Genomic DNA, 21,089 nt, shown 5'->3' on the forward strand with positions numbered 1-21,089 from the left:
GCCAATAACTTTCGCACCCGCCGGAATTGTCATGACTGTTGCAGCGCCCCGTATCCGTATGTTGATCGATGGCCAGTTCATCGAATCGGCCAGCTCGCACTGGCAGAACGTGGTCAATCCGGCCACCCAGGACGTCCTGGCCCAGGTGCCGTTCGCCACCGTCAGTGAAGTCGATGCTGCCGTGGCCTCGGCCAAGGAAGCCTTCAAGACCTGGCGCAAGACGCCGATCGGCACCCGTGCGCGCATCTTCCTGAAGTACCAGCAGTTGATCCGCGAAAACATGAGCGAGCTGGCGCACATCCTCAGCGCCGAGCAGGGCAAGACCGTGCCGGACGCCGAAGGCGATGTGTTCCGCGGGCTGGAAGTGGTCGAGCACGCAGCGGCGATCGGCAACCTGCAGCTCGGCGAGCTGGCCAACAACGTGGCCAACGGCGTGGACACCTACACCCTGCTGCAGCCGCTGGGCGTGTGCGCGGGCATCACCCCGTTCAACTTCCCGGCGATGATTCCGCTGTGGATGTTCCCGATGGCCATTGCAACGGGCAACACCTTCATCCTCAAGCCGTCCGAACAGGACCCGATGGTCACCATGCGCCTGGTCGAACTGGCGCTGGAAGCGGGCATCCCCAAGGGCGTGCTCAACGTCGTGCACGGCGGCGAAGAAGTGGTCAACGCGATCTGCGACCACCCGGACATCAAGGCCGTTTCGTTCGTCGGCTCTACCCGCGTCGGTACCCACGTTTACAACCGCGCCTCGCTGGCCGGCAAGCGCGTGCAGTGCATGATGGGCGCCAAGAACCACGCCGTGGTGCTGCCGGACGCCAACAAGGAACAGAGCCTCAACGCGATGGTCGGTGCCGCCTTCGGTGCGGCCGGGCAGCGCTGCATGGCCGCCTCCACCCTGGTGCTGGTCGGCGAAGCCCGCGCGTGGGTGCCCGACCTGGTGGCCAAGGCCAAGACCCTGAAGGTCAGCGGCGGCGGCGTCGCCGGGACCGACGTCGGCCCGGTGATCTCCTGCGCGGCGCGTGAGCGCGTCGAAGCATTGATCGCCTCGGGCGTGGAGCAGGGCGCCAAGCTGGTGCTGGACGGCCGCAACCCGCAGGTCGATGGGTTCGAGAAGGGCAACTTCGTTGGCCCGACGATCTTCGACGGCGTCACGCCGGGCATGCGCATCTACGACGAGGAAATCTTCGGGCCGGTGCTGGTGATCCTCGAAGCGGACACGCTGGAAGATGCCATCGCGCTGATCAACGCCAACCCGAACGGCAACGGCACCGCGCTGTTCACCCAGTCCGGCGCGGCCGCACGCAAGTTCCAGGAAGACATCGACGTCGGCCAGGTCGGCATCAACGTGCCGATTCCGGTGCCGGTGCCGCTGTTCTCCTTCACCGGTTCGCGCGCCTCCAAGCTCGGCGACCTGGGCCCGTATGGCAAGCAGGTGGTGATGTTCTACACCCAGACCAAGACGATCACCTCGCGCTGGTTCGACGACGAGACGCTGGGCCACGGCGTCAACACCACGATCAGCTTGAAGTAAGGGAGTTCGACCATGAGCCACTCGATGACGACGGAACTCGAAGAAGCGCAGCAGGCCTATAGAGAGGCGGCGCGTGACTTCGCCCAGGCCGAACTGGCGCCGCACGCCGCGCAATGGGATGCGGAGGGCATCTTTCCGCGCGAGGCGATCGCCAAGGCCGGGGAACTCGGGTTCTGTGGCCTGTACATGGACCCCGAGGTCGGTGGCAGCGGCCTGAGCCGTCTGGACGCCGCCGTCGTCATCGAGGAGCTCGCCAACGTGGACCCGTCCACCGCGGCCTACATCAGCATCCACAACATGGCCTCGTGGATGGTGTCCAAGTGGGGCCAGGACAGCCTGCGCGCTGCCTGGGGCACCGACCTGTCCTCGGGCAGCAAGCTGGCCTCGTACTGCCTCACCGAACCGGGCGCAGGCTCGGACGCGGCGTCGCTGAAAACCACGGCCGTGCGTGATGGCGACCATTACGTACTGAACGGGTCCAAGGCCTTCATTTCCGGCGCCGGTGCCACCGAGCTGCTGGTGGTGATGGCGCGTACCGGCGGTGCCGGTGCCGGCGGCATCAGTGCCATTGCGGTGCCGGCGGACCTGCCGGGCATCAGCTATGGCCGCAAGGAAGAGAAGATGGGCTGGAACAGCCAGCCCACCCGCGGCATCACCTTCGAGAACGTGCGCGTGCCGGTCAGCCACCTGTTGGGAGAGGAGGGTGGCGGCTTCAAGCTGGCGATGAAGGGCCTGGACGGCGGCCGCATCAACATCGCCGCCTGCTCGCTGGGCGCGGCGCAGGGCGCGCTGGACGCCGCACGCCGCTACATGGGCGAGCGCCGCCAGTTCGGCAAGGCACTGGCCGAGTTCCAGGCACTGCAGTTCAAGCTCGCCGACATGGCCATTGAACTAGTCGCCGCGCGGCAGATGGTGCATACCGCGGCGCGCAAGCTCGATGCCGGTGCCAGTGATGCCAATGTGTGGTGCGCGATGGCCAAGCGCTTCGCCACCGATGCCGGTTTCAACATCTGCAACGACGCGCTGCAGCTGCACGGCGGCTATGGCTACATCCGCGAATACCCGATCGAACGCCTGCTGCGCGATTCGCGCGTGCACCAGATTCTGGAAGGCACCAACGAGATCATGCGGGTGATCGTTGCCCGCCACCTGCTCAACACCGAAGAGGAACTGCGATGATGGATTGGCGCACGCACGAACACACTGGCCTGAAGGTCGAAGTCGATGGCCACGTCGCGGTGGTGACGCTCAACAATCCGCCCGCGCATACCTGGACCGTGCACAGCCTGTCGGCGTTGCGCGACCTGGTCGGTGCGTTGAGTGCGGACAAGGACATCTACGCGCTGGTGATCACCGGCGACGGCGAGAAATTCTTCTCCGCCGGTGCCGACCTCAAGCAGTTCGCCTCCGGCGACAAGGCCGCTGCACGTGAAGCGGCACGCCGCTTCGGCGAAGCCTTCGAAGCCCTGTCGGCGTTCCGCGGCGTGTCCATCGCCGCGATCAACGGCTACGCCATGGGCGGTGGGCTGGAATGCGCGCTGGCCTGCGACCTGCGCATCATCGAAGACCACGCCCAGGTGGCGCTGCCGGAGGCCACCGTCGGCCTGCTGCCGTGTGCCGGCGGCACCCAGAACCTGCCGCGTCTGGTCGGCGAGGGGTGGGCCAAGCGCATGATCCTGCTCGGTGAGCGCATCGATGCCGAAACCGCCGTACGCATCGGCCTGGCCGAGGAAAAAGTCGGCAAGGGCGAAGCCAAGGCCCTGGCCCTGGCGTGGGCGCACAAGGCGGGCAAGCAGAGCCCGACCAGCATCGCCGCCTGCAAGACGCTGGTGCAGGCCACCCGCACCGGCACCCACGCTGCGGCGCTGGTCGCCGAGCGCGAAGCCTTCGTCGACCTGTTCGACAGCGCCGACCAGGCCGAAGGCGTGAACGCCTTCCTGGACAAGCGCGCCGCGCAGTGGAAGAACGCATGAGCACCGTCGCCGCCAGCGACGAAGCCCCGGTCCTGTTCGAAGAGCGCAGCGCCGGCAACGGCAAGCGCATCGGCATCGCCACGCTCAACGCCGCGCGCACCCTCAACGGGTTCTCGCTGCCGATGGCGCACCTGCTGCGCGAGCGGTTGGATGCGTGGGCCAGCGATGCCGGCATCGCGCTGGTGGTGCTGCAGGGTGCAGGTGAAAAAGCCTTCTGCGCCGGTGGCGATCTGCACAGCCTGTATCGCAGCATGCTGGCCTACCGCGACGCGGGCAGTACCGATATCCGCGACAACGCCTACGCCGCCGAATTCTTCGACGTCGAATACCGCGTCGACTACGCCATCCACACCTATCCCAAGCCGATCCTGTGCTGGGGCCATGGCATCGTCATGGGCGGTGGCATCGGCCTGATGTCCGGTGCGAGCCATCGCGTGGTCAGCGAGCGCTCCAAGCTGGCCTTCCCGGAAATCACCGTCGGCCTGTTCCCGGATGTCGGCGGCAGCTGGCTGCTGCCACGCGTGCCCGGCCAGGGCGGGCGCTTCCTGGCGTTGACCGGCGCACCGCTCAATGCTGGTGATGCCATCTACGCCGGCATGGCCGATATCCATATCGCCGAAGCACAGCGCGAGGCGGTGTTCGCCGCGCTTACCGAAGTGCATTGGAGCGATGTGGCCAAGCGCAACCACGAACAGCTCAGCGCCCTGCTGCAGCAGCACGCCAGCGATGCGGCCACCGGCCCGCTGCTGCGCAACGCCGCCAGCATCGATGCGCTGTGCGAGGGCGATGACCTCGCCGCGATTGTCGAGCGGATCACCGCGCTGCAGACCGATGACCCGTGGCTGCAGGCGGCACAAGCCACGCTCGCCGCCGGGGCGCCGGGCTCGGCACGGCTGGCCTTCGAACTGCAGCGTCGTGCCGCGGGTGCATCGCTGGCCGAGGTGTACCGCTTCGAGTACGTCACCGCGCTGCATTGCGCTGCCCACGGCGATTTCGCCGAAGGCATCCGCGCGCTGCTGGTCGACAAGGACCGCAACCCGCAATGGCAGCCACGCACGCTGGCGCAGGCCACGGCGGCGTGGGCCGATACCTTCTTCGTTTCGCCCTGGTCCAACGCCACGCATCCGCTGGCCGACCTGGGTGCCACCGTCCCTGAAAGGAGCCTCGCATGAGCCGTATCGCATTCATTGGCCTGGGCAACATGGGTGGCCCGATGGCCGCCAACCTGGCCAAGGCCGGCCACGCCGTGCGCGTGTTCGATCTGGTCCCCGCTGCCGTGCAGGCGGCGGTCGATGCCGGCGCCACCGCCGCAACCTCCGCGCTGGATACGCTGACAAATGCCGAGATCGTGATTTCGATGCTGCCGGCCAGCCGCCACGTCGAAGGCGTGTACCTGGGCGATGACGGCCTGCTCGCCGATATTCCCGGTGGCGCATTGGTCATCGACTGCAGCACGATCGCCCCGGCGACTGCGCGCAAGGTTTCCGAAGCGGCGGCCGCACGCGGCCTGCAGATGCTGGATGCACCGGTCTCCGGTGGCACCGCGGGCGCGCAGGCCGGCACCCTGACCTTCATCGTCGGTGGTGAATCCGATGCGCTGGAGCGCGCCCGCCCGCTGTTGCAGGCGATGGGCAAGAACATCTTCCATGTCGGTGCCAGCGGTGCCGGCCAGGTTGCCAAGCTGTGCAACAACATGGCGCTGGGCGTGATCATGGCCGTCACAGGCGAATCCATCGCGCTGGGCGTCGCCCACGGGCTGGACCCGAAGGTGCTGTCGCAGATGATGGCGGTCAGCACCGGCCGCAGCTGGGCCACCGAAGTGTGCAACCCGTGGCCGGGCGTGCTGGACAACGCGCCCGCTTCGCGCGGCTACAGCGGCGGTTTCGGCAGCGACCTGATGCTCAAGGACATGGGCCTGGCGGTGGAAGCGGCGATGAGCGTCGGCGCTTCGATTCCGCTCGGCGAACTGGCCCGCAACCTGTACTCGATGAACCACCAGGCGGGCCGCGGCAAGCTGGATTTCTCCAGCGTCGTGCAGTTGGTAACGAGCGAGAAGTAACCCCGGCGACCGCATCGCGGTCGCCCACACCGGGAACCAGACGCATCCCGGGCCTTGCCCGGGATCCACCGCGGTGGGATGGGCGGTTGCCAGGCGATCAAGCCAGGCAGCCGCCCATTTTTATGCTGCCTCAGGCCATCGCCGTGCGCGGCCCATGTTGCTGGGTCTGCTGGTCGATCTGGCGCTGCTCGCGCTGCTGGTCACTGGCCAGCTGGGCGCGCTCACCACTTTCCTGCAACGACTGGTTCACCGCCTCGGCGGTCGGCACCGGCGCGCCATTGCGGTTCATCGCCGATTCGTCGCGCATCGCATTGGCCTGCACCGTACGTGCCATCGATCCATCCTGGTTGAACTCCACCCGGTCGATGGTGTGCTGGCCGGCACGCACCGCTTCCACGGTCAACGCGCCTGCCAGCCGCTCGCTGTGCTGGCCGGACGGAATGCCACGGGCCTCTTCGGCTTCGTGCACGCGCATCAGCGTTTCCATGTACAGCACATGCTGCGGGTGGCCGGCATCGGACAGTGGACGTCCCGGCGCAGCCTCGGCGGGCGTCGGTGTCGGTGTCGGTGTCGGCGTAGCCGTCTCGCGGCCCGGTTCGACTGGCGTGGCCATCGCCGCGCGGGTTGCCGCATCGACCACGCCGGTCGCCTCCAGTCCGTGTGCATTCTGATAGGACGTCATCGCCTCGCGGGTGCCCGCACCCAGATGACCATCGACCCCGAGCGGGCGGCCCTTGGCATCGGTGTGGCCCTGCGCGGCCAGCTCGGTCTGCAGCTGGCGCGCTTCGCGGTCGATCGCCGCCAGCGTCGCCGGGCCGGCCTTGCCGTCCACCGGCTCCAGGCCGTGCGCGCGCTGGAATGACTCCACCGCTGCGTGCGTATCGGCGTCGAAACGCTTGTCGGCGTTCAACGCCTTGCCCTCGGCACCGGTGTAGCCCAGCACCGACAGGTTGTCTTCCAGCTTGCCCACCTGCCGGCCCTGCGAACCCTCCTTCAGCACCTGCGAGGCCGCCGCGCGTGCCGGCGGCTGGATATGCGCCAGCGCGGTGCGGATGTCCGCATCCTGGCCTTCGCCACCGGGCGAATAGCCTGCGCTGCTCACCTTGGTGTGGGCGCGGTCCATCGCGTCCTTGTTGGTGGCGTAGGCGTCCTCGTAGGTCACCGCGATGTCGGCCGCCTTGGGGCCGTCGTAGTATTTGTAGGTGCCGCGGATCGCGGTGGCTTCATCGCGAAGCGCCTGGTAGTCGCCGCCGTCCTGGAGCACTTTCTGCAGGCGCGGTAACTGGCTGGGCAGCTGGTTGGCGGTCTTGGCCAGCAGGCTGATCGCCTCGAAGCGATGGTCTTCGCTGATCTGGCTGCCGTGCTTGTCCACGATGTCCATCGCGGTCTTGGTCGCGTTGCGCACCTGCGGGTAATCGATATTGGTGTGGATCCACTGCTTGCCTTCATCCGAACCGGCCCAGGCGTTGATGCTGTCGCGGGTGTCCTTGTCGATGAAGCGGATGGACGTACGTTCCTGCAGGCCGTTGCCATGGCTGAGCAGGTCGGCGCGCAGGTCTGCGTGGTCGCGGGTGAAGGGCAGATTGTGCGAGGTTGCATAGGCCTGTGCCTGGCCGATCACCGCATCGACGTAGGTCTTCTCGCCCGGCTGCAGCGCACGGCCGGAAATCGCACCCAGCGCCCAATCGCCGCGCTGGCCGAAATCCACCTGGATCGCGCCCAGGCTGTAGCCGCTGTTCTGCGCGACGCTGCTGACCACGCCCCAGTCGGGCTCACGCAGCCCCTGGGTGATGCCGGCGATGGCCAGGTGGTAGGACGCCGGACCGCCTTCGGTGCCGCGGCCCACGGAGAAGTAGACCGCGCCGGAAGTGGCGTCCAGGTTGCGGGTGTCGATGTTGGTAGGCATCACATACGTCCTTGTATCGGAAGAGGGTATCGCCGGCTCAGTTGAGCAGGTCGAGATAGGTCTGCAGCTGGTCGGCGCGTGCGCTCAGGCGCAGCATGTCGGTCTCGCTGCCCTGCAGGTTGCCCGGTTGCGAGTCGTCATACAGCACCGCTTCGAGGCGGCCATCGAGATCGCGCGAGCTCAGCCACGCGCGCTGCGCGGCCACCAGCTTCGCCTTGCGCGAGGCATCCAGCTTGGTCTGCAGCTGCTTGTAGACCCGGTTCAGGCGCTGGTCCTGGCGGGTGCGTTCCTGCGAGATGCAGGCCGCCTGTTCGATCGCGCCATGCGCCTGCTGTTCGCAGGTCGTGTACGTCGCGCTGACCCCTTTGGCGGAGGCGGCGGGGGCGGCATTCACTGTGGCAGTAGCGGCCAGACCAGCCAGCATCAGTGCTGCCAGGGAGGATCGGATGTACTTGGCCCGCATGCTTCACTCCACCATTCCATAGTTGGAGGCCGAGTATACGAAGCCTGGCTGACTGTCACCGTCACATTCTTGACGCCGCAAACGCGCACGGCGGACCAGGCAATGCCCGGCCCGCCGTGGGTCCGTTTCAAAGGCGCCGAAGCGGCTTAGATCACGGTCAGGGTCACATCGATGTTGCCGCGGGTGGCGTTGGAGTACGGGCACACGATGTGGGCCTTCTGCACCAGTTCCTCGACCTGCTCGCGCGGCAGGCCCGGCACCGAGATCTCCAGCGCCACTTCGATGCCGAAACCGGTCGGGATCTGGCCGATGCCCACTTTGCCGGTGATCTGGGTCTCGGCCGGCAGGGCGACCTTGGCCTGGCCGGCCACGTACTTCAGTGCGCCCAGGAAGCAGGCCGAATAGCCCGCGGCGAACAGCTGCTCCGGGTTGGTGCCCGCACCGCCGGCGCCGCCCAGCTCGCGCGGGGTCGACAGCTGCACGTCCAGGACGTTGTCGGAGGAGACGGCGCGGCCGTCGCGGCCGCCGTTGGCAGTGGCCTGGGCGGTGTACAGAACGTTGGCAATGGACATGGGAATCTCCTGCGGTGTGAAAGGAAGGGGCCAGTTGGCGAGGTCTACTTTGACGCCTTCGTGGGTGCTTTGGGTTACATTTCGTCTATCAAACTTGATCAGAAGTCCGAAATGGTCGATCGACTGCAGTCCCTGCTCAGCCGTTTCGCGGTCAGCGCCGAAGTCTTCCATGCCGGGGCCCTGTGCGGCATCAACGACTTGGCCGCGGACGGTGAACGCGGCCAACTGCACCTGATCCGTGACGGCGAGGTCCGTGTCGAGCATGCCGATGGCAGCGTGCTGCAGATCACGCGCCCCAGTGTGCTGCTCTACCCCCGTCCGCTCGCGCATCGCTTCGTCACCGATGCGCAGCGCGGCGCTGATTTCGCCTGTGCGCACCTGCAGTTCGAGGGCGCCGGCAACAACCCGGTCGCCGCCGCATTGCCACCGGTGATCTGCCTGCCGCTGGACGATCTGTACGGTGGCCAGCCGGTGCTGTCGCTGCTGTTCGAAGAAGCCTTCGCGCAGCGCTGCGGTCGCCAGGCGCTGTTGGATCGGTTGTTCGAGGTGGTACTGATCCAGATCCTGCGTGCGCTGATGGAAAGTGGCCAACTGCGCGTCGGCCTGCTCGCGGGCATGGCACATCCGCGCCTGCGCCACGCGCTGGTGGCCATGCACGAGGCACCGGCCGAGGAGTGGACACTGGAGCTGCTGGCGCAACGCGCCGGCATGTCGCGCAGCGCCTTCGCCGACAGTTTCCGCGACACCATCGGCAGCACCCCCGGCCAATACCTGCAGGGCTGGCGCACACGACTGGTGCAGCAGGCACTGCGCCGTGGCCATCCGCTCAAGCGTATCGCCATCGAGGTGGGTTACGGCAGCGAGGCGGCGCTGTCGCGCGCGTTCAAGGCGCAGACCGGGCATTCGCCGCGGCAGTGGAAACAGGCTACGGCTGCGGTGCGCTGATAGCGGGCGACCCCCTCAGATCGTCCACTCCCGATCGGTGGTGAACATGATCGTCAACCAGCGGTCCGGTGACTCCTCCCCCAGCGCCTCGCCGATCTGATCGCGCAGCCGGTCCCATTCCACGAGCGGTCGCGGTGCGTCGTCCTCGGGCACCACGAAGAACAGTTCGATCTGTTCGCCGCGCCCGACCTTGGCCACATAGCTGCGGTGCTCGATGAAACCGTGCTGCGCCACGATCGCGCGCGCTACTTCATCCACGTGCGCCTGCAGGTCCACCGGGGTGATCAGCAGAATGTCCGACAGCGCCTGGCGTACCGTGCCCAGCGGCGCCACCATCACGAACAGGCACACCAGCAGCAGGATCGCCGGATCGATGTAGGGCACCAGCCAGGCCCATGCGCTGTCGCGCAGCAGATAGCCACCGCCGAAGGCGACCAGGTAGGCGGCCGACATGCTGGCCGACACCACCCAGTTCTTGCCGTCCAGCGCGATGAACTCCGATCCGATGTTGCGGTTGACCCGACGGATGAAGAGCGCCAGCCCGATCTCGGCCACGATGGTCAGCCCGGCGAACAGGATCGCCGGCCCCAGTGCGATCTGGCGCCCGCCGGACATCAACGCGTCCACCGCATTGACCGCTGCGTACAGCGCCGCACCGATCATCAAGGTGCCGCTGACCCCCAGCACGATCGGCTCCAGGTGCCAGAAGCCCATGGTGAAGCGCTGGTTCAAGCGCGACTGCAGCGCATCCACGTTGGTGGACAGGCTGATCAGGCGCACCACCAGCAGCGACAGCCAGGTCATCACCACGTCGATCAGGCCGTAGATGCCGTCGAAGATGATCAGCGAAGAGTTGGCCAGGAAACCGAACACCACCGCCGCGGCGGCCATCGCCAGCGAGGCGGCGATGGACAGGCGCAGGACGCCTTGTTCGGTGGTGGGGTCGAAGCCGGTGAGGCGGGGGAACGTCATGGTGGAGCTCAAGGTGGGGGGGCAGGCGATGGCGTATTCTCCCTTGTTCGCGCTGCACCGCGCGTATCGGCCGGGCATGCGACAGGCCCGCTGGCAAGGGGTTGCCCGGTAGGCGGCCGGCCTGCCCGGCTCAGGAACCCGCGTCTTTCCACTGTAGCGCCCCGTGGCTGTGGCCGCGTGCGCGCGGAGTTTTTACATGCAAACCGCTTATCCGCTGCGCCAGCAATGGTTCGGCAACATCCGTGGTGACCTGCTGTCCGGCACCGTCGTCGCCCTGGCGCTGATTCCCGAAGCCATCGCCTTTTCGCTGATCGCCGGTGTCGACCCCAAGGTCGGCCTGTACGCCGCATTCTCCATCGCCGTCATCACTGCGATCGCGGGCGGTCGGCCGGGCATGATCTCCGCCGCGACCGGCGCGATGGCGTTGGTGATGGTTGACCTGGTCCGCGATCACGGCCTGCAGTATCTGTTTGCCGCCAGCATCCTGGCCGGACTGCTTCAGGTGCTGGCAGGTGCCTTCAAGCTCGGCGCACTGATGCGCTTTGTCTCGCGGTCGGTCATCACCGGCTTCGTCAACGCGCTGGCGATCCTGATCTTCCTTGCGCAGATGCCGGAACTGCTGGGTCGAGGAACCACGGTGTACGTCGTGTGTGCCGCGGCGTTGGCGATCATCTACCTGCTGCCGCGCATCACCCGTGCCGTGCCGTCGCCGCTGGTGGCGATTGGTGTGTTGACGGCGGTAGTAGTGGGCTTCGGGATCGACGTGCGCAGCGTCGGTGACATGGGCCAACTCCCTGACAGCCTGCCGCACTTCTTCATCCCGGACGTGCCGTTGACCTGGGAGACGCTGCGCATCGTGCTGCCCGTGTCGGCCACGCTGGCGGTGGTGGGCCTGCTCGAATCGATGATGACCCTGCAGATCGTGGAGGACATCACCGAGACGCCGAGCGAGCGCAACCGCGAATGCATCGGCCAGGGCCTGGCCAATACAGCGACCGGCTTCCTGGGTGGCATGGCCGGCTGCGCGATGATCGGCCAGTCGGTGATCAACGTGACCTCCGGCGGCCGTGGTCGTCTGTCGTGCCTGGTGGCTGGTGTGCTGCTGCTGGTACTGGTGGTGTACGGCGGCGCGCTGGTGCGGCAGATTCCGATGGCCGCTCTGGTGGCAGTGATGATCATGGTCAGCATCGGCACCTTCAGCTGGCGCTCGCTGCGCGACCTGCGCACGCATCCGCGCAGCTCCTCTGCGGTGATGCTGTTGACCGTAGTGGTCACCGTGGCGACCCACGACCTGGCCAAGGGCGTACTTAGCGGCGTGCTGCTGTCGGCCGTGTTCTTCGCGCGCAAGGTTGGCCGCATGCTGGAGGTCCAGCGTGAGGACACCGATGGCGTGCAGATCTACCGCATCTGCGGGCAGGTGTTCTTCGCCTCGGCCGGCCAGCTCGGCGCCGCGTTCGACTACCAGCATGTCGCGTCGAACGTACGGATCGATCTGCGGCAGGCGCATCTGTGGGACCTGACCGCTGTCGCGGCGCTCGAACGCGTGCAGGAGCGGTTGGCCGCGCACGGTGCGCAGGTGGAGGTGGTGGGACTCAACAGCGCCAGCCAGACGTTGATCGAGCAGGTGGGAGGCAAGGGTGTCGGCAGCGCTGACCATTGAGCGTGCCTGCGAGGCTGGGCAGGGCGGGGCAGTGCCCGGCGCCATTCAGTCGCCCGGTGTAAACTATTGATCTCACTGGCAATGCCAGTTTCCACGACCAACCACCCGATGACGTCCGCCGCCGCCCGTTACGCCGCCTCCCTGCGCCTTTCCGTCGCCCCGATGATGGACTGGACGGACCGCCATTGCCGGTATTTCCACCGGTTGCTGGCACCGGGCGCGCGGCTGTACACCGAGATGGTGCACGCCAATGCGGTGATCCACGGCGACCGCGAACGCCTGCTCGGCTTCGATGGCAGCGAGCATCCGCTCGCCCTGCAGCTGGGCGGCAGCGATCCGGCCCTGCTCGCGCAGGCCGCGCGGATTGCCCAGGACTGGGGCTACGACGAGGTCAACCTCAACTGCGGCTGCCCGTCCGACCGGGTCCAGGCCGGGCGCTTCGGTGCCTGCCTGATGCGCGAACCGGCGCTGGTCGCCGACTGCGTGGCGGCCATGGTCGCGGCGGTGGATATCCCGATCACGGTGAAGTGCCGGCTGGGCGTGGATGAAGACAACGACTACGAAACCTTCCGCAATTTCGTCGATCAGTCGACCAATGCCGGCAGTGCCATGTTCATCGTGCACGCCCGCAATGCCTGGCTCAAGGGGCTGTCGCCGAAGGAAAACCGCGAGGTTCCGCCGCTCAAGTACGACTGGGCGCACCGGCTCAAGGCCGACCGCCCGGCGCTGCAGGTCGTGCTCAACGGCGGGCTGGCCACGGTCGAGGCGGCGCAGGCGCAACTGCCGGCACTGGACGGCGTGATGCTGGGCCGCGCGGCCTACCACGACCCCTACGTGCTGCATCAGCTCGAGGCCGCGCAGATCGGCGCGGCGCTGCAGCCGCGTGACGCCCTGCTGCGCGCGATGCGCCCCTACATCGAGGCGCAGCTCGGCCGTGGCCTGGCCCTCAAGCACATCACCCGGCACCTGCTGGGCCTGTTCCACGGCCAGCCGGGTGGCCGCGCGTTCCGCCAGGTACTCAGCGAGGGCGCCCACCGCGCCGGGGCCGATTGGACATTGATCGAGCAGGCGCTGGCGGTCACCCGTGCCCAGGCGGAGCGGGTCGCTGCGTGAACCGCGTCACGCCGTCGGCTTGACAAGGGGCCCACTTTAGCCGCCAATGTTCACTTAGATGAACGGCGCGACGGCCTGGCAGGAAAAGTTCAGACCGGATTCACTGCGTAAAACCAAGAATTTGCAAAAGATTCGTAAAGCGCCGGCCCAGGCTGGCGGTTGTCGATTCACAACTTTTGAACGTTTTGCCGCGCTCCGCTAGGATCAGACCGATGTTCTCCGTGACCCGCTACTGCCGTCTTGTCGTCCTCGCCCTCCTGGCGACGGGCGCCGCTGCCTCCATCGGCAGTGCGGGCGCGCAGGAGCCACCGCAGGATCAGGCCCGTGCCGAGGCCATGGCGCGGGCTGCCCGTGGTGCCCAGCCGGAGCGGTCGCTGTCCGACGCGGTGCGGCGGGTCCAGCGCACCACCGGCGGCCACATCCTCGGTGCCGAGCGCGTGCCCTTCGACGGGCGCGACATCAACCGGGTGAAGTACATGGATGACCGCGGTCGCGTCCGTTACATGGACGACCCGGCGCCGTCGCGTTCACAGCCCCGCGCGCCCCGTTCGGATATGTCATCACTACGCGGCGATAACCCCTGAACAGGGATAGTTGTCCGCAGTCATCTGTATTACCCACTGGCCCCCGGCCACACCCAGGACACTAGGGAGAGTTCATGCGTATCCTTCTGGTCGAAGACGAAGCCCCGCTGCGGGAAACACTGGCGGCCCGGCTCAAGCGCGAAGGCTTTGCCGTCGATGCCGCGCAGGACGGTGAGGAAGGTCTGTACATGGGCCGCGAAGTGCCGTTCGACGTTGGCATCATCGATCTGGGCCTGCCCAAGATGTCGGGCATGGAACTGATCAAGGCGCTGCGCGACGAGGGCAAGAAATTCCCGGTGCTGATCCTGACCGCTCGCTCGAGCTGGCAGGACAAGGTCGAAGGGCTCAAGCAGGGCGCCGACGATTACCTGGTCAAGCCCTTCCATGTCGAAGAACTGCTGGCCCGCGTCAATGCGCTGCTGCGCCGTGCCGCTGGCTGGAGCAAGCCGACCCTGGAATGCGGCCCGGTCGCACTGGATCTTGCCGCGCAGACGGTGAGCGTTGCCGGCAGCAACGTGGACCTCACCAGCTACGAGTACAAGGTGCTGGAATACCTGATGATGCATGCCGGTGAACTGGTCTCCAAGGCCGACCTCACCGAACACATCTATCAGCAGGATTTCGACCGCGACTCCAACGTGCTGGAAGTGTTCATCGGTCGCCTGCGCAAGAAGCTCGATGCCGACGGCGAACTCAAGCCGATCGAAACCGTGCGTGGTCGCGGCTATCGTTTCGCCATTCCGCGCAACGAAGGTTGAGCCCTGATCCGGCAATGGGATGATGTCAGGCCGTCTGTGGTTCTTTAAACGCTGGCGGCCGCGCTCCCTGCAGGCTCGCCAGCTGCTGGCCGCCTCGGTCAGCCTGCTGGCGTTCCTGGCGATCGCCGGCTACGCGCTGGATGCAGCCTTCGCCGACACCGCGCGCGCCAACATGCAGGATCGCCTGAAGAGCTATGCCCGGGCCTACGCGGACGGCATCGACTTCACCCGTGACCGCTCGCTGTACATCCGCGAGCAGCCGCCGGATTCGCGTTTTGATGGGCCCGGTAGCGGCCTGTACATGCAGGTGGTGATGGCCGACGGCAGCAAGGCCAATTCGCTGTCGGCCGAAGGGCCGATGCTGCCTACCGTGGGCGGCGGCATGCTGGCACCACGCCAGGAAATATTCGAAGGCCCGCTGCCGATGATCCAGATCGATGGCAGCCCTGGTGCGGTGTACCGCTACGGCATGGGTCTGGTATGGGACGCCGATGCCGATCCGGCCACCGAATTTCCGTACACCATTTATGTGATGGAAGACTCCGGCGCACTGGGAGCACAGCTGCGCGTGTTCCGTGGCCGGGTTTGGTTCTGGATGGGCGGCGCGGGCTTGATCCTGCTGCTGCTGCAGACCGTGATCCTGCAATGGAGCCTGCGCCCGATGCGGCGCGTGATCAACGAGCTGACCAAGGTCCAGCGCGGCGAGACCGAGCGCATGAGCGAACGCCATCCGCGTGAGCTGGAACCGCTGACCGACAGCATCAATGCCTTCATCGAGAGCGAGCGCGAAAACCTCGAGCGCCAGCGCAATACCCTGGCCGACCTGGCGCACAGCCTGAAAACGCCACTGGCGGTGCTGCGCACGCAGCTCGACAGCGGTGCGCAGGACCAGGACCTGCGCGAGGAATTCGATGTGCAGCTGCGCCGCATGAACAACCTGGTGTCCTACCAGCTGGCGCGTGCGGCTTCGTCCGGGCACAAGCTGTTCTCCGCACCGTTGCCGATTGAATCCAACGCCGAAGAAATCGTGCGCGGGCTGGAGAAGGTGTACGCCGGCAAGGGCGTGCTGTGCGAGTTCGACATCGATCCCGCCGCGCGCTTCCATGGCGAGCCGGGCGACCTGCAGGAACTGCTCGGCAACCTGCTTGAGAACGCCTTCAAGTGGGCCAAGCGCCGCGTGCTGCTCACGGCCAAGCCGTTGCCGGCACCGGGTGCGCGCCGTGCCGGGCTGTTGTTGTCGGTGGATGACGATGGCCCCGGCATTGCGCCGGAGGATATCGCCAAGGTGCTGCAGCGGGGCGTGCGCGGCGACGAGCGCGTGCAGGGCCATGGCATCGGCCTGTCGATCGTGCAGGACCTGATCAAGGACTACCGCGGCGAACTGCAGGTGAAGGCCTCCCCCGAACTGGGTGGCGCGCGCTTTGAAGTGAAGTTGCCGCCGGGACCGTAAGCACGCGGCGCGCAGCCGCGCGCGATGCCTGGTGGTTGGGTTTCAGCGCGGATCGGTTGCGAGGGAGGGCAACATCGGCGATGCGCCGTAGAAGCGGTGCAGATGATCGGCCACCGTCGGCATTTCCCTCTGCAGCAGCGCCGGCCCCGAGAAGTGATACTCGCTGGTGACCGCGAAGAACTCTTCCGGTGCTTCGCTGGCGTAGGGATCGATGGCGGTCTCGCGGCCGCGGTCGATCTGTTCGCAGAAACCATCGTAGGCGCGCTGGAAATCGGCGGCCCATTGCCGTTGCCAGGTGCGCGGCAACGGTGGCGTGCCATCGATTGCACCGTCCAGTGCATCGATCTTGTGTGCCATCTCGTGCACGGCCACGCAGTAGCCGGCGTGCGGATCGGCGATGTCGGCCTGGATGTCGGCCCAGGACAGGATCAGCGGGCCGCTGTCCCAGGATTCGCCGATCAGCTCATCATCCCATTGGTGCAGCACGCCTGCGGCATCGACGTGGCTGCGCTGCACGCGGAACGCGTCCGGATAAACGATCAGCTGCGACCAACCGCGCAGCCCGACCTCGCCCAGTTCCAGCAGCGGCAGGCAGCACAACGCCGCCAGCAGCACGCCATCGCCTTCATCCAGGGTCAGGCCCGCCACCGGGCTGATCGACTTCTCGTGCAGGAAACGCGCGCTGAGCTGTTGCAGCCGGTCGCGCCGGGCCGGGTCCAATGCCTGCAGCCAAGGGCCGCGTTGGCAGGTGCGCTGCCACAGGTCTGGATCGATCGTGCGCGGCGTGCGCCGCAGCCACCCCCACATACGTTCGATCAGCGGAACATGCCCGGCAGGAAGCTGTGCCACTTCGGCGCGCGCAGGCGCGGCAACACGTCGTCATCGCCACCGCCGCCAGTGCTGGTGCCGCTGGCGCTGGGCTTGGTGCTGGCCGGGGTGGTCGCCGCCGGGGTGGTGCTGGTGCTGGTACGCTCGGCTTCGGCCGGCGAGTAGACGCAGCCGCCCCGGCCCGTGCTGGTCAGCGCATCGGAAGCGTGCGCGGCCAACGGGGCCATCAGCAGGATCAGGCAATGGGCGATGGGGCGCATCGTCAATATCCGGAAAGGCGGGTCAATTCTCGATTCTAGCCCGATTCAGCGCCCGCATTGGAAGCCCCCCTGCGGGCATCGGCCGTGGCTTTCCCGCATAATTTTGCCGATCACCTGATGGAAGCTGCCGTGGACGACCGCCAACTGCTGGCCAAACTGGGCGCCGGGCGCCTGTCCGGCGACGCGCTGGCCCGAGAACTGGGCCAGACGCGCGCCGCGATTTGGAAGCGGATTCAAGGACTTAGGGCGGCCGGTATCGAGGTCGAGGGACGCGCTGGCGAGGGCTATGGGCTGACCCGGCCTCTGGACCTGCTGACACCCGAGGCGATCCGCGCAGGCCTGCCCCCGGCCACCGCCGCCCTCCTGCATGACCTGCAGGTGGCCTGGACAGTGGACTCCACCAACGCCGAATTGCTGCGGTGCAGCGCGCCTGAGCGGGGTGTTCGCGTCCTGCTCGCCGAGCGTCAGACCGGCGGCAAGGGGCGTCGTGGCCGTACCTGGGCTTCACCGCTGGCCGCGCATGTGTACCTGTCGGTACTGCGGCTGTTCTCCGGTGGGCTGGTGCGCCTGAGCGGGTTGAGCCTGGTGGCCGGCATCGCGGTGGCCGAGGCGCTGCACGACCTGGGCTATGTGCAGGCGCGTTTGAAGTGGCCCAACGACCTGATGGTGGACGGGCGCAAGCTGGTCGGCCTGCTCGCCGAAGGTGGTGGCGAGTACGCCGGCCCGGCGCGGGCGGTGATCGGTATCGGCATCAACGTCCACATGCCGGCTGCATTCGCTGCCGGGATCACCCAGCCGTGGGTGGATCTGGATACGCTGGCCGGTACCGCGGTGGACCGCAACACGGTGGTGGCCGCAGTGCTGGCGCGGCTGCTGCCGGCGTTGGAAACCTTCGATGCCGAAGGCCTGGCGCCGTTCCTGCCACGTTATGCAGAATTGGACCTGTTGCGCGGCAAGACCGTGCGCGTGGAGCAGGGCGGGCAGTGGCGCGAAGGCATTGCGCTGGGCCTGGCCGAAGATGGCGCGCTGCGGGTGCGCATCGATGGCGTGGAGCAGCACGTGCATGCCGGCGAAGTCAGCGTGAGGGCGCAATGAGCGACTGGTTGTTCGACCTGGGCAATTCCCGTTTCAAGTTCGCACCGCTGCAGGGCGCGCATGCCGGTGATGTGCAGGCCTGGCCGCACGGTGCCGAGACCATGCCGGCCGGTGCGCGCGATGCACTGCCCAGCGGCGAGGTCGCCTACGTGGCCAGCGTTGCCGCCGCGTCACTGACCCACACCATGCTGGAAGTGCTGCAGGCGCGCTTCAAGCAGGTGCGGGTAGCGCGTACGCGGGCGAGCTGCGCTGGCGTGCGTATCGCCTATGCGGACCCGGACAAGTTTGGCGTCGATCGCTTCCTGGCCTTGCTGGCCGTGGTCGAGCGTCGCCAGGCCGTGGTGGTGGCCGGTGTCGGCACCGCGCTGACCATCGACCTGCTCGACGCCGACGGCCAGCACCACGGCGGGCGCATCGCGGCCTCGCCGACCACCATGCGCGAGGCATTGCATGCGCGCGCGGTACAGCTGCCGGCCACGGGTGGGACGTACCAGGAGTTCGCCAACGAAACCGCCGACGCCTTGGCGTCCGGGTGCGACGGTGCGGCCGTGGCGTTGATCGAGCGCAGCCGGGCGCAGGCTGCGCAGGTGCTGGGTACACCGGCGGCCCTGCTGGTGCATGGTGGTGGCGCCCCGGCGCTGCTGCCGCTGCTGGACGATGCACAGTTCCATCCGGCGCTGGTGCTCGACGGCCTGGCCCGTTGGGCCGTGCACAATCCGGCCGACTAGCCCCGCAACGCGCGCGCTTCCGCCTAGAATCCCTGCATGCTTACCCGTGCCCTGATCGTTGTCCTGGTCATCCTCAATGTCGGCGTCGCGCTGTGGTGGCTGCTGCGTGGGGAACCCGTCGCGGCCCCGGCGGCTGCACCGACCGGTGTGGCCCAACTGCAGCTGCTGCCGAACACGGCACCGGCGTCGTCACCGGCCGCTGCCGCGAGCGGCGATGCCACTGCCCTGAACGACGTCACCCCGACCCCGGAAGCGACTGCGCCCAAGCCGGTGCCGCCGCCTGCTGCCGCTGCGCCGACACCCACACCGGCGATCGCCGCGGCCCCGACGCCTGCGGCGGTCGTACCGCCCAAGGCGCCACCGGTTACGCCCGTGGCCGCCGCTCCGGCGCAGTGCGTCAGCCTGGGGCCGTTCACCGACCGCGCCGCCGCCCAGGCCGCGCAGGGCAAGGCCGGTGCCGCGCTGCGCGGCGTGCGCCTGCGTGAAGTGGCCGATGCCGGGGCCACCCGCTACCGCGTGATACTGCCAGCAGCGGCCAGCCGCGAAGAGGCCCAGGCCACGGTCAAGCGGATCGTGGCCGCCGGGCTGAGCGACTACTACATCATTGCCCAAGGCGAGGAAGTCAACGCGATCGCGCTGGGCCAGTACCGCAACCGGGAAGGCGCCGAGCGGCGCATGGCCGCGCTGGGTGCGGCCGGGTTCAACGCGCGGCTGGTGGCCAGTGGTGGCGATGGCAGCGCGCAATGGTGGCTGGATGCGACCCTGGCCGAGGGCAGCGACCCCGCCACCGCGCGCCAGCGCAGTGGCGCGGCCCAGCAGCGCTCGCTGGACTGTGCGCGCTTGCGCTAGAATCGCAACGCCCCACGCGTGACGTAGGGCCGTTCCACCCATGCCGCTTTAGCTCAGTTGGTAGAGCAACTGTCTTGTAAACAGTAGGTCATCCGTTCGATTCGGATAAGCGGCACCATCTTTCCAGTACTACACCAAACGCGGCGCCGCTGGCGCCTGGGCGTCCATCGCGGCGGTGTTCTGCTGCTGATTCGAGTGCAGGGTCGCCTGCTCCAGGCGGGTCTGCTCCAATCGCGCATCACTTACTTCCAGCGGCTGCTGTACCGCAGCCAGCACCTCCACGGCCGAACGTCGCGCCCACGGCACCGCAGCGTCGGCATTGTCCACTGCGAACGCCCTTGTGCCGTTGTCATTGAGCAGCACCTGCTGGATCGAGCCCAGTCCGTCGGCCTTGCTCTGCGCCGTCAAAGCAGCGGCCAACTGCTGCGACTGCAGGTCCGGTGTGCGCCCGATCCGTTCGTCCAGGCGCACCACACCCGCATACGCCTGAAGGTAGAGACCATGGTCGGCGTTGCCGGGATCCAGCATGCTGCTGCGGTCACGTGCCGGCGCTTCGTGCTGCGCGCTGTTGAACGACCCTGAGCGGGAGGGGGCGGCCTTGTCCAGTCGCTCGGTGGCTTCGCCCTTCATCGGTGGCTGCAAGGTCTGGCCATCGTCGTCTTTCCACGTTTTGCCATCAAAGCGGTAGCCACTGCGCCAGGAGCCCACGCCGATATCCTGGTAGAGCGGTTCGCCAAAGGCCGGTGCCGATACGCGGGTACCGTCGTCGCGGGTAGGCAGTTCGGGCTTGACGCCGACAGCATTGAGCAGCGCGGTGGACACGTTGTTGCAGTTGTTGGAAAGCGGCGAGTACTCCATGCCGGCGTTGGTGATCTGCTGCCCGGCCTGCCGCGCGGCGCCGAGTTTGGCTTGCAGCTCGGCATCGCTGCCAGTCCAGAGCACACGTCGTTCGTGGTGCTCGCCGGGCAGGGGCCAATCCACCGCCGTGATCGGTGCGATGAGCAGCCCTTTGCCCGTTCGGACGAACTCCGGATCTTTGCCGTCGGACATTTCCACCGGTACGTACTCGCGCTCACCGTCCGGGTGCAGCTTTACATAGGCACTGACCGATTCCTTGTAGGGCATCGCGTCCACACGGATGGACCCGTACCTGTCCGACCCCAGCAGCGTGCTGTCTGCCAACGCGGCCAGCGCATCACCATCCGGGTTGCGCGAAGGGCCGCCGCGGATGACGGTCTGCTCCCCATTCGACGATTCAAACAGCAGATACGTGTGCCGCCGATCCGCACCTACTGGGCTGGCACCGATGAGAATCCTTGCCTCGGGCTCGCCCATGC

The 21,089-nt window shown here is 67.3% G+C and carries 21 protein-coding genes and 1 tRNA gene; 15 read left to right on the plus strand and 7 right to left on the minus strand.

Annotated features, from left to right (window positions below; genetic code table 11):
• Positions 1-31: 31 nt before the first annotated feature.
• From AC3IPM_RS01250 to mmsB, 5 genes are read left to right on the plus strand one after another with little or no spacing between them, the layout of a single operon-like run.
• Complete coding sequence (locus tag AC3IPM_RS01250; RefSeq protein ID WP_489302118.1) at positions 32-1,537, plus strand: CoA-acylating methylmalonate-semialdehyde dehydrogenase; 1,506 nt, start codon at positions 32-34, stop codon at positions 1,535-1,537.
• Positions 1,538-1,561: 24 nt separating this feature from the next.
• Positions 1,562-2,716: an acyl-CoA dehydrogenase family protein gene (locus tag AC3IPM_RS01255; protein ID WP_489302119.1), complete on the plus strand. Its 1,155-nt coding sequence runs from the start codon at positions 1,562-1,564 to the stop codon at positions 2,714-2,716.
• A complete protein-coding gene (locus tag AC3IPM_RS01260) occupies positions 2,713-3,510 on the plus strand; it encodes an enoyl-CoA hydratase (protein WP_489302120.1) in 798 nt (265 codons plus the stop codon). The genes AC3IPM_RS01255 and AC3IPM_RS01260 overlap by 4 nt, the downstream gene beginning before the upstream one ends.
• Positions 3,507-4,682, plus strand: a complete 1,176-nt coding sequence (locus AC3IPM_RS01265) for an enoyl-CoA hydratase/isomerase family protein (RefSeq protein ID WP_489302121.1) — start codon at positions 3,507-3,509, stop codon at positions 4,680-4,682. Before AC3IPM_RS01260 ends, AC3IPM_RS01265 begins: the two co-directional genes overlap by 4 nt.
• The gene (mmsB, locus tag AC3IPM_RS01270) at positions 4,679-5,569 is read left to right on the plus strand and encodes a 3-hydroxyisobutyrate dehydrogenase (protein WP_489302122.1); all 891 of its coding nucleotides are present in this window, start codon (positions 4,679-4,681) and stop codon (positions 5,567-5,569) included. Before AC3IPM_RS01265 ends, mmsB begins: the two co-directional genes overlap by 4 nt.
• Before the next feature lie 130 nt (positions 5,570-5,699).
• Here the strand turns inward: mmsB and AC3IPM_RS01275 are convergent, their stop codons facing one another.
• From AC3IPM_RS01275 to AC3IPM_RS01285, 3 genes are all read right to left on the minus strand, one after another.
• Positions 5,700-7,475, minus strand: coding sequence for a peptidoglycan-binding protein (locus tag AC3IPM_RS01275; protein ID WP_489302123.1), 1,776 nt, complete (start codon positions 7,473-7,475; stop codon positions 5,700-5,702).
• Positions 7,476-7,512: 37 nt separating this feature from the next.
• Positions 7,513-7,938, minus strand: a complete 426-nt coding sequence (locus tag AC3IPM_RS01280; protein WP_489302124.1) for a lysozyme inhibitor LprI family protein — start codon at positions 7,936-7,938, stop codon at positions 7,513-7,515.
• Positions 7,939-8,084: 146 nt separating this feature from the next.
• Positions 8,085-8,510 carry an organic hydroperoxide resistance protein gene (locus AC3IPM_RS01285; RefSeq protein ID WP_489302125.1) on the minus strand — a complete coding sequence of 142 codons (426 nt, stop codon included), beginning with the start codon at positions 8,508-8,510 and terminating at the stop codon, positions 8,085-8,087.
• Positions 8,511-8,621: 111 nt separating this feature from the next.
• On the opposite strand from AC3IPM_RS01285, the gene AC3IPM_RS01290 reads away from it, so the two are divergent.
• Positions 8,622-9,455 (plus strand): cupin domain-containing protein, encoded by an 834-nt coding sequence (locus tag AC3IPM_RS01290; RefSeq protein WP_489302126.1) that lies wholly within the window; start codon positions 8,622-8,624, stop codon positions 9,453-9,455.
• Between the two features lie 15 nt (positions 9,456-9,470).
• Here AC3IPM_RS01290 and AC3IPM_RS01295 read toward each other — a convergent pair whose 3' ends face one another.
• Positions 9,471-10,427, minus strand: a complete 957-nt coding sequence (locus AC3IPM_RS01295) for a cation diffusion facilitator family transporter (RefSeq protein ID WP_489302127.1) — start codon at positions 10,425-10,427, stop codon at positions 9,471-9,473.
• A gap of 196 nt (positions 10,428-10,623) precedes the next feature.
• On the opposite strand from AC3IPM_RS01295, the gene AC3IPM_RS01300 reads away from it, so the two are divergent.
• The 5 genes from AC3IPM_RS01300 (at position 10,624) to AC3IPM_RS01320 (ending at position 15,992) form a co-directional block, all read left to right on the plus strand.
• Positions 10,624-12,087: a SulP family inorganic anion transporter gene (locus AC3IPM_RS01300; RefSeq protein WP_489302128.1), complete on the plus strand. Its 1,464-nt coding sequence runs from the start codon at positions 10,624-10,626 to the stop codon at positions 12,085-12,087.
• A gap of 81 nt (positions 12,088-12,168) precedes the next feature.
• Complete coding sequence (gene dusA, locus AC3IPM_RS01305) at positions 12,169-13,200, plus strand: tRNA dihydrouridine(20/20a) synthase DusA (protein ID WP_489302129.1); 1,032 nt, start codon at positions 12,169-12,171, stop codon at positions 13,198-13,200.
• Positions 13,201-13,412: 212 nt separating this feature from the next.
• Positions 13,413-13,784: a hypothetical protein gene (locus tag AC3IPM_RS01310; protein WP_489302130.1), complete on the plus strand. Its 372-nt coding sequence runs from the start codon at positions 13,413-13,415 to the stop codon at positions 13,782-13,784.
• Positions 13,785-13,858: 74 nt separating this feature from the next.
• Entirely contained in the window at positions 13,859-14,542 is a 684-nt protein-coding gene (locus tag AC3IPM_RS01315; RefSeq protein WP_228884579.1) for a response regulator transcription factor, read from the plus strand.
• Between the two features lie 22 nt (positions 14,543-14,564).
• The gene (locus AC3IPM_RS01320) at positions 14,565-15,992 is read left to right on the plus strand and encodes a sensor histidine kinase (protein WP_489302131.1); all 1,428 of its coding nucleotides are present in this window, start codon (positions 14,565-14,567) and stop codon (positions 15,990-15,992) included.
• A 42-nt stretch (positions 15,993-16,034) separates the two neighbouring features.
• On the opposite strand, the gene AC3IPM_RS01325 is transcribed toward AC3IPM_RS01320, so the two are convergent.
• Both AC3IPM_RS01325 and AC3IPM_RS01330 read right to left on the minus strand, forming a co-directional pair.
• Positions 16,035-16,841 (minus strand): M90 family metallopeptidase, encoded by an 807-nt coding sequence (locus AC3IPM_RS01325; protein ID WP_489302132.1) that lies wholly within the window; start codon positions 16,839-16,841, stop codon positions 16,035-16,037.
• On the minus strand, positions 16,808-17,080 hold the full coding sequence (locus AC3IPM_RS01330) for a hypothetical protein (protein ID WP_489302133.1): 273 nt from the start codon (positions 17,078-17,080) through the stop codon (positions 16,808-16,810). Before AC3IPM_RS01330 ends, AC3IPM_RS01325 begins: the two co-directional genes overlap by 34 nt.
• Before the next feature lie 129 nt (positions 17,081-17,209).
• Between AC3IPM_RS01330 and birA the strand changes: the two genes are divergently transcribed.
• The 4 genes from birA (at position 17,210) to AC3IPM_RS01350 (ending at position 19,870) form a co-directional block, all read left to right on the plus strand.
• Positions 17,210-18,175, plus strand: coding sequence for a bifunctional biotin--[acetyl-CoA-carboxylase] ligase/biotin operon repressor BirA (gene birA / locus AC3IPM_RS01335; RefSeq protein WP_489303990.1), 966 nt, complete (start codon positions 17,210-17,212; stop codon positions 18,173-18,175).
• Positions 18,172-18,903 carry a type III pantothenate kinase gene (locus tag AC3IPM_RS01340; protein ID WP_489302134.1) on the plus strand — a complete coding sequence of 244 codons (732 nt, stop codon included), beginning with the start codon at positions 18,172-18,174 and terminating at the stop codon, positions 18,901-18,903. The genes birA and AC3IPM_RS01340 overlap by 4 nt, the downstream gene beginning before the upstream one ends.
• A gap of 36 nt (positions 18,904-18,939) precedes the next feature.
• Positions 18,940-19,752, plus strand: a complete 813-nt coding sequence (locus AC3IPM_RS01345; protein WP_489302135.1) for an SPOR domain-containing protein — start codon at positions 18,940-18,942, stop codon at positions 19,750-19,752.
• A 42-nt stretch (positions 19,753-19,794) separates the two neighbouring features.
• Positions 19,795-19,870 (plus strand) — tRNA-Thr (locus tag AC3IPM_RS01350).
• Positions 19,871-19,881: 11 nt separating this feature from the next.
• Here the strand turns inward: AC3IPM_RS01350 and AC3IPM_RS01355 are convergent.
• A complete protein-coding gene (locus tag AC3IPM_RS01355; RefSeq protein ID WP_489302136.1) occupies positions 19,882-21,087 on the minus strand; it encodes an XVIPCD domain-containing protein in 1,206 nt (401 codons plus the stop codon).
• Positions 21,088-21,089 lie beyond the last annotated feature (2 nt).

The organism is Stenotrophomonas sp. GL_111 (assembly GCF_057835245.1).

Bases quoted from the DNA above. Each gene is read 5' to 3' on its own strand.
- AC3IPM_RS01275 (WP_489302123.1), bottom strand. From the start codon at position 7,475: ATGCCTACCAACATCGACACCCGCAACCTGGACGCCACTTCCGGCGCG.
- dusA (WP_489302129.1), top strand. From the start codon at position 12,169: ATGCCAGTTTCCACGACCAACCACCCGATGACGTCCGCCGCCGCCCGT.
- AC3IPM_RS01310 (WP_489302130.1), top strand. From the start codon at position 13,413: ATGTTCTCCGTGACCCGCTACTGCCGTCTTGTCGTCCTCGCCCTCCTG.
- AC3IPM_RS01280 (WP_489302124.1), bottom strand. From the start codon at position 7,938: ATGCGGGCCAAGTACATCCGATCCTCCCTGGCAGCACTGATGCTGGCT.
- AC3IPM_RS01345 (WP_489302135.1), top strand. From the start codon at position 18,940: ATGCTTACCCGTGCCCTGATCGTTGTCCTGGTCATCCTCAATGTCGGC.
- AC3IPM_RS01300 (WP_489302128.1), top strand. From the start codon at position 10,624: ATGCAAACCGCTTATCCGCTGCGCCAGCAATGGTTCGGCAACATCCGT.
- AC3IPM_RS01290 (WP_489302126.1), top strand. From the start codon at position 8,622: ATGGTCGATCGACTGCAGTCCCTGCTCAGCCGTTTCGCGGTCAGCGCC.
- AC3IPM_RS01295 (WP_489302127.1), bottom strand. From the start codon at position 10,427: ATGACGTTCCCCCGCCTCACCGGCTTCGACCCCACCACCGAACAAGGC.
- AC3IPM_RS01260 (WP_489302120.1), top strand. From the start codon at position 2,713: ATGATGGATTGGCGCACGCACGAACACACTGGCCTGAAGGTCGAAGTC.
- AC3IPM_RS01315 (WP_228884579.1), top strand. From the start codon at position 13,859: ATGCGTATCCTTCTGGTCGAAGACGAAGCCCCGCTGCGGGAAACACTG.
- AC3IPM_RS01330 (WP_489302133.1), bottom strand. From the start codon at position 17,080: ATGCGCCCCATCGCCCATTGCCTGATCCTGCTGATGGCCCCGTTGGCC.
- AC3IPM_RS01340 (WP_489302134.1), top strand. From the start codon at position 18,172: ATGAGCGACTGGTTGTTCGACCTGGGCAATTCCCGTTTCAAGTTCGCA.
- AC3IPM_RS01250 (WP_489302118.1), top strand. From the start codon at position 32: ATGACTGTTGCAGCGCCCCGTATCCGTATGTTGATCGATGGCCAGTTC.
- AC3IPM_RS01355 (WP_489302136.1), bottom strand. From the start codon at position 21,087: ATGGGCGAGCCCGAGGCAAGGATTCTCATCGGTGCCAGCCCAGTAGGT.
- AC3IPM_RS01255 (WP_489302119.1), top strand. From the start codon at position 1,562: ATGACGACGGAACTCGAAGAAGCGCAGCAGGCCTATAGAGAGGCGGCG.
- AC3IPM_RS01285 (WP_489302125.1), bottom strand. From the start codon at position 8,510: ATGTCCATTGCCAACGTTCTGTACACCGCCCAGGCCACTGCCAACGGC.
- AC3IPM_RS01265 (WP_489302121.1), top strand. From the start codon at position 3,507: ATGAGCACCGTCGCCGCCAGCGACGAAGCCCCGGTCCTGTTCGAAGAG.
- mmsB (WP_489302122.1), top strand. From the start codon at position 4,679: ATGAGCCGTATCGCATTCATTGGCCTGGGCAACATGGGTGGCCCGATG.
- AC3IPM_RS01320 (WP_489302131.1), top strand. From the start codon at position 14,565: ATGTCAGGCCGTCTGTGGTTCTTTAAACGCTGGCGGCCGCGCTCCCTG.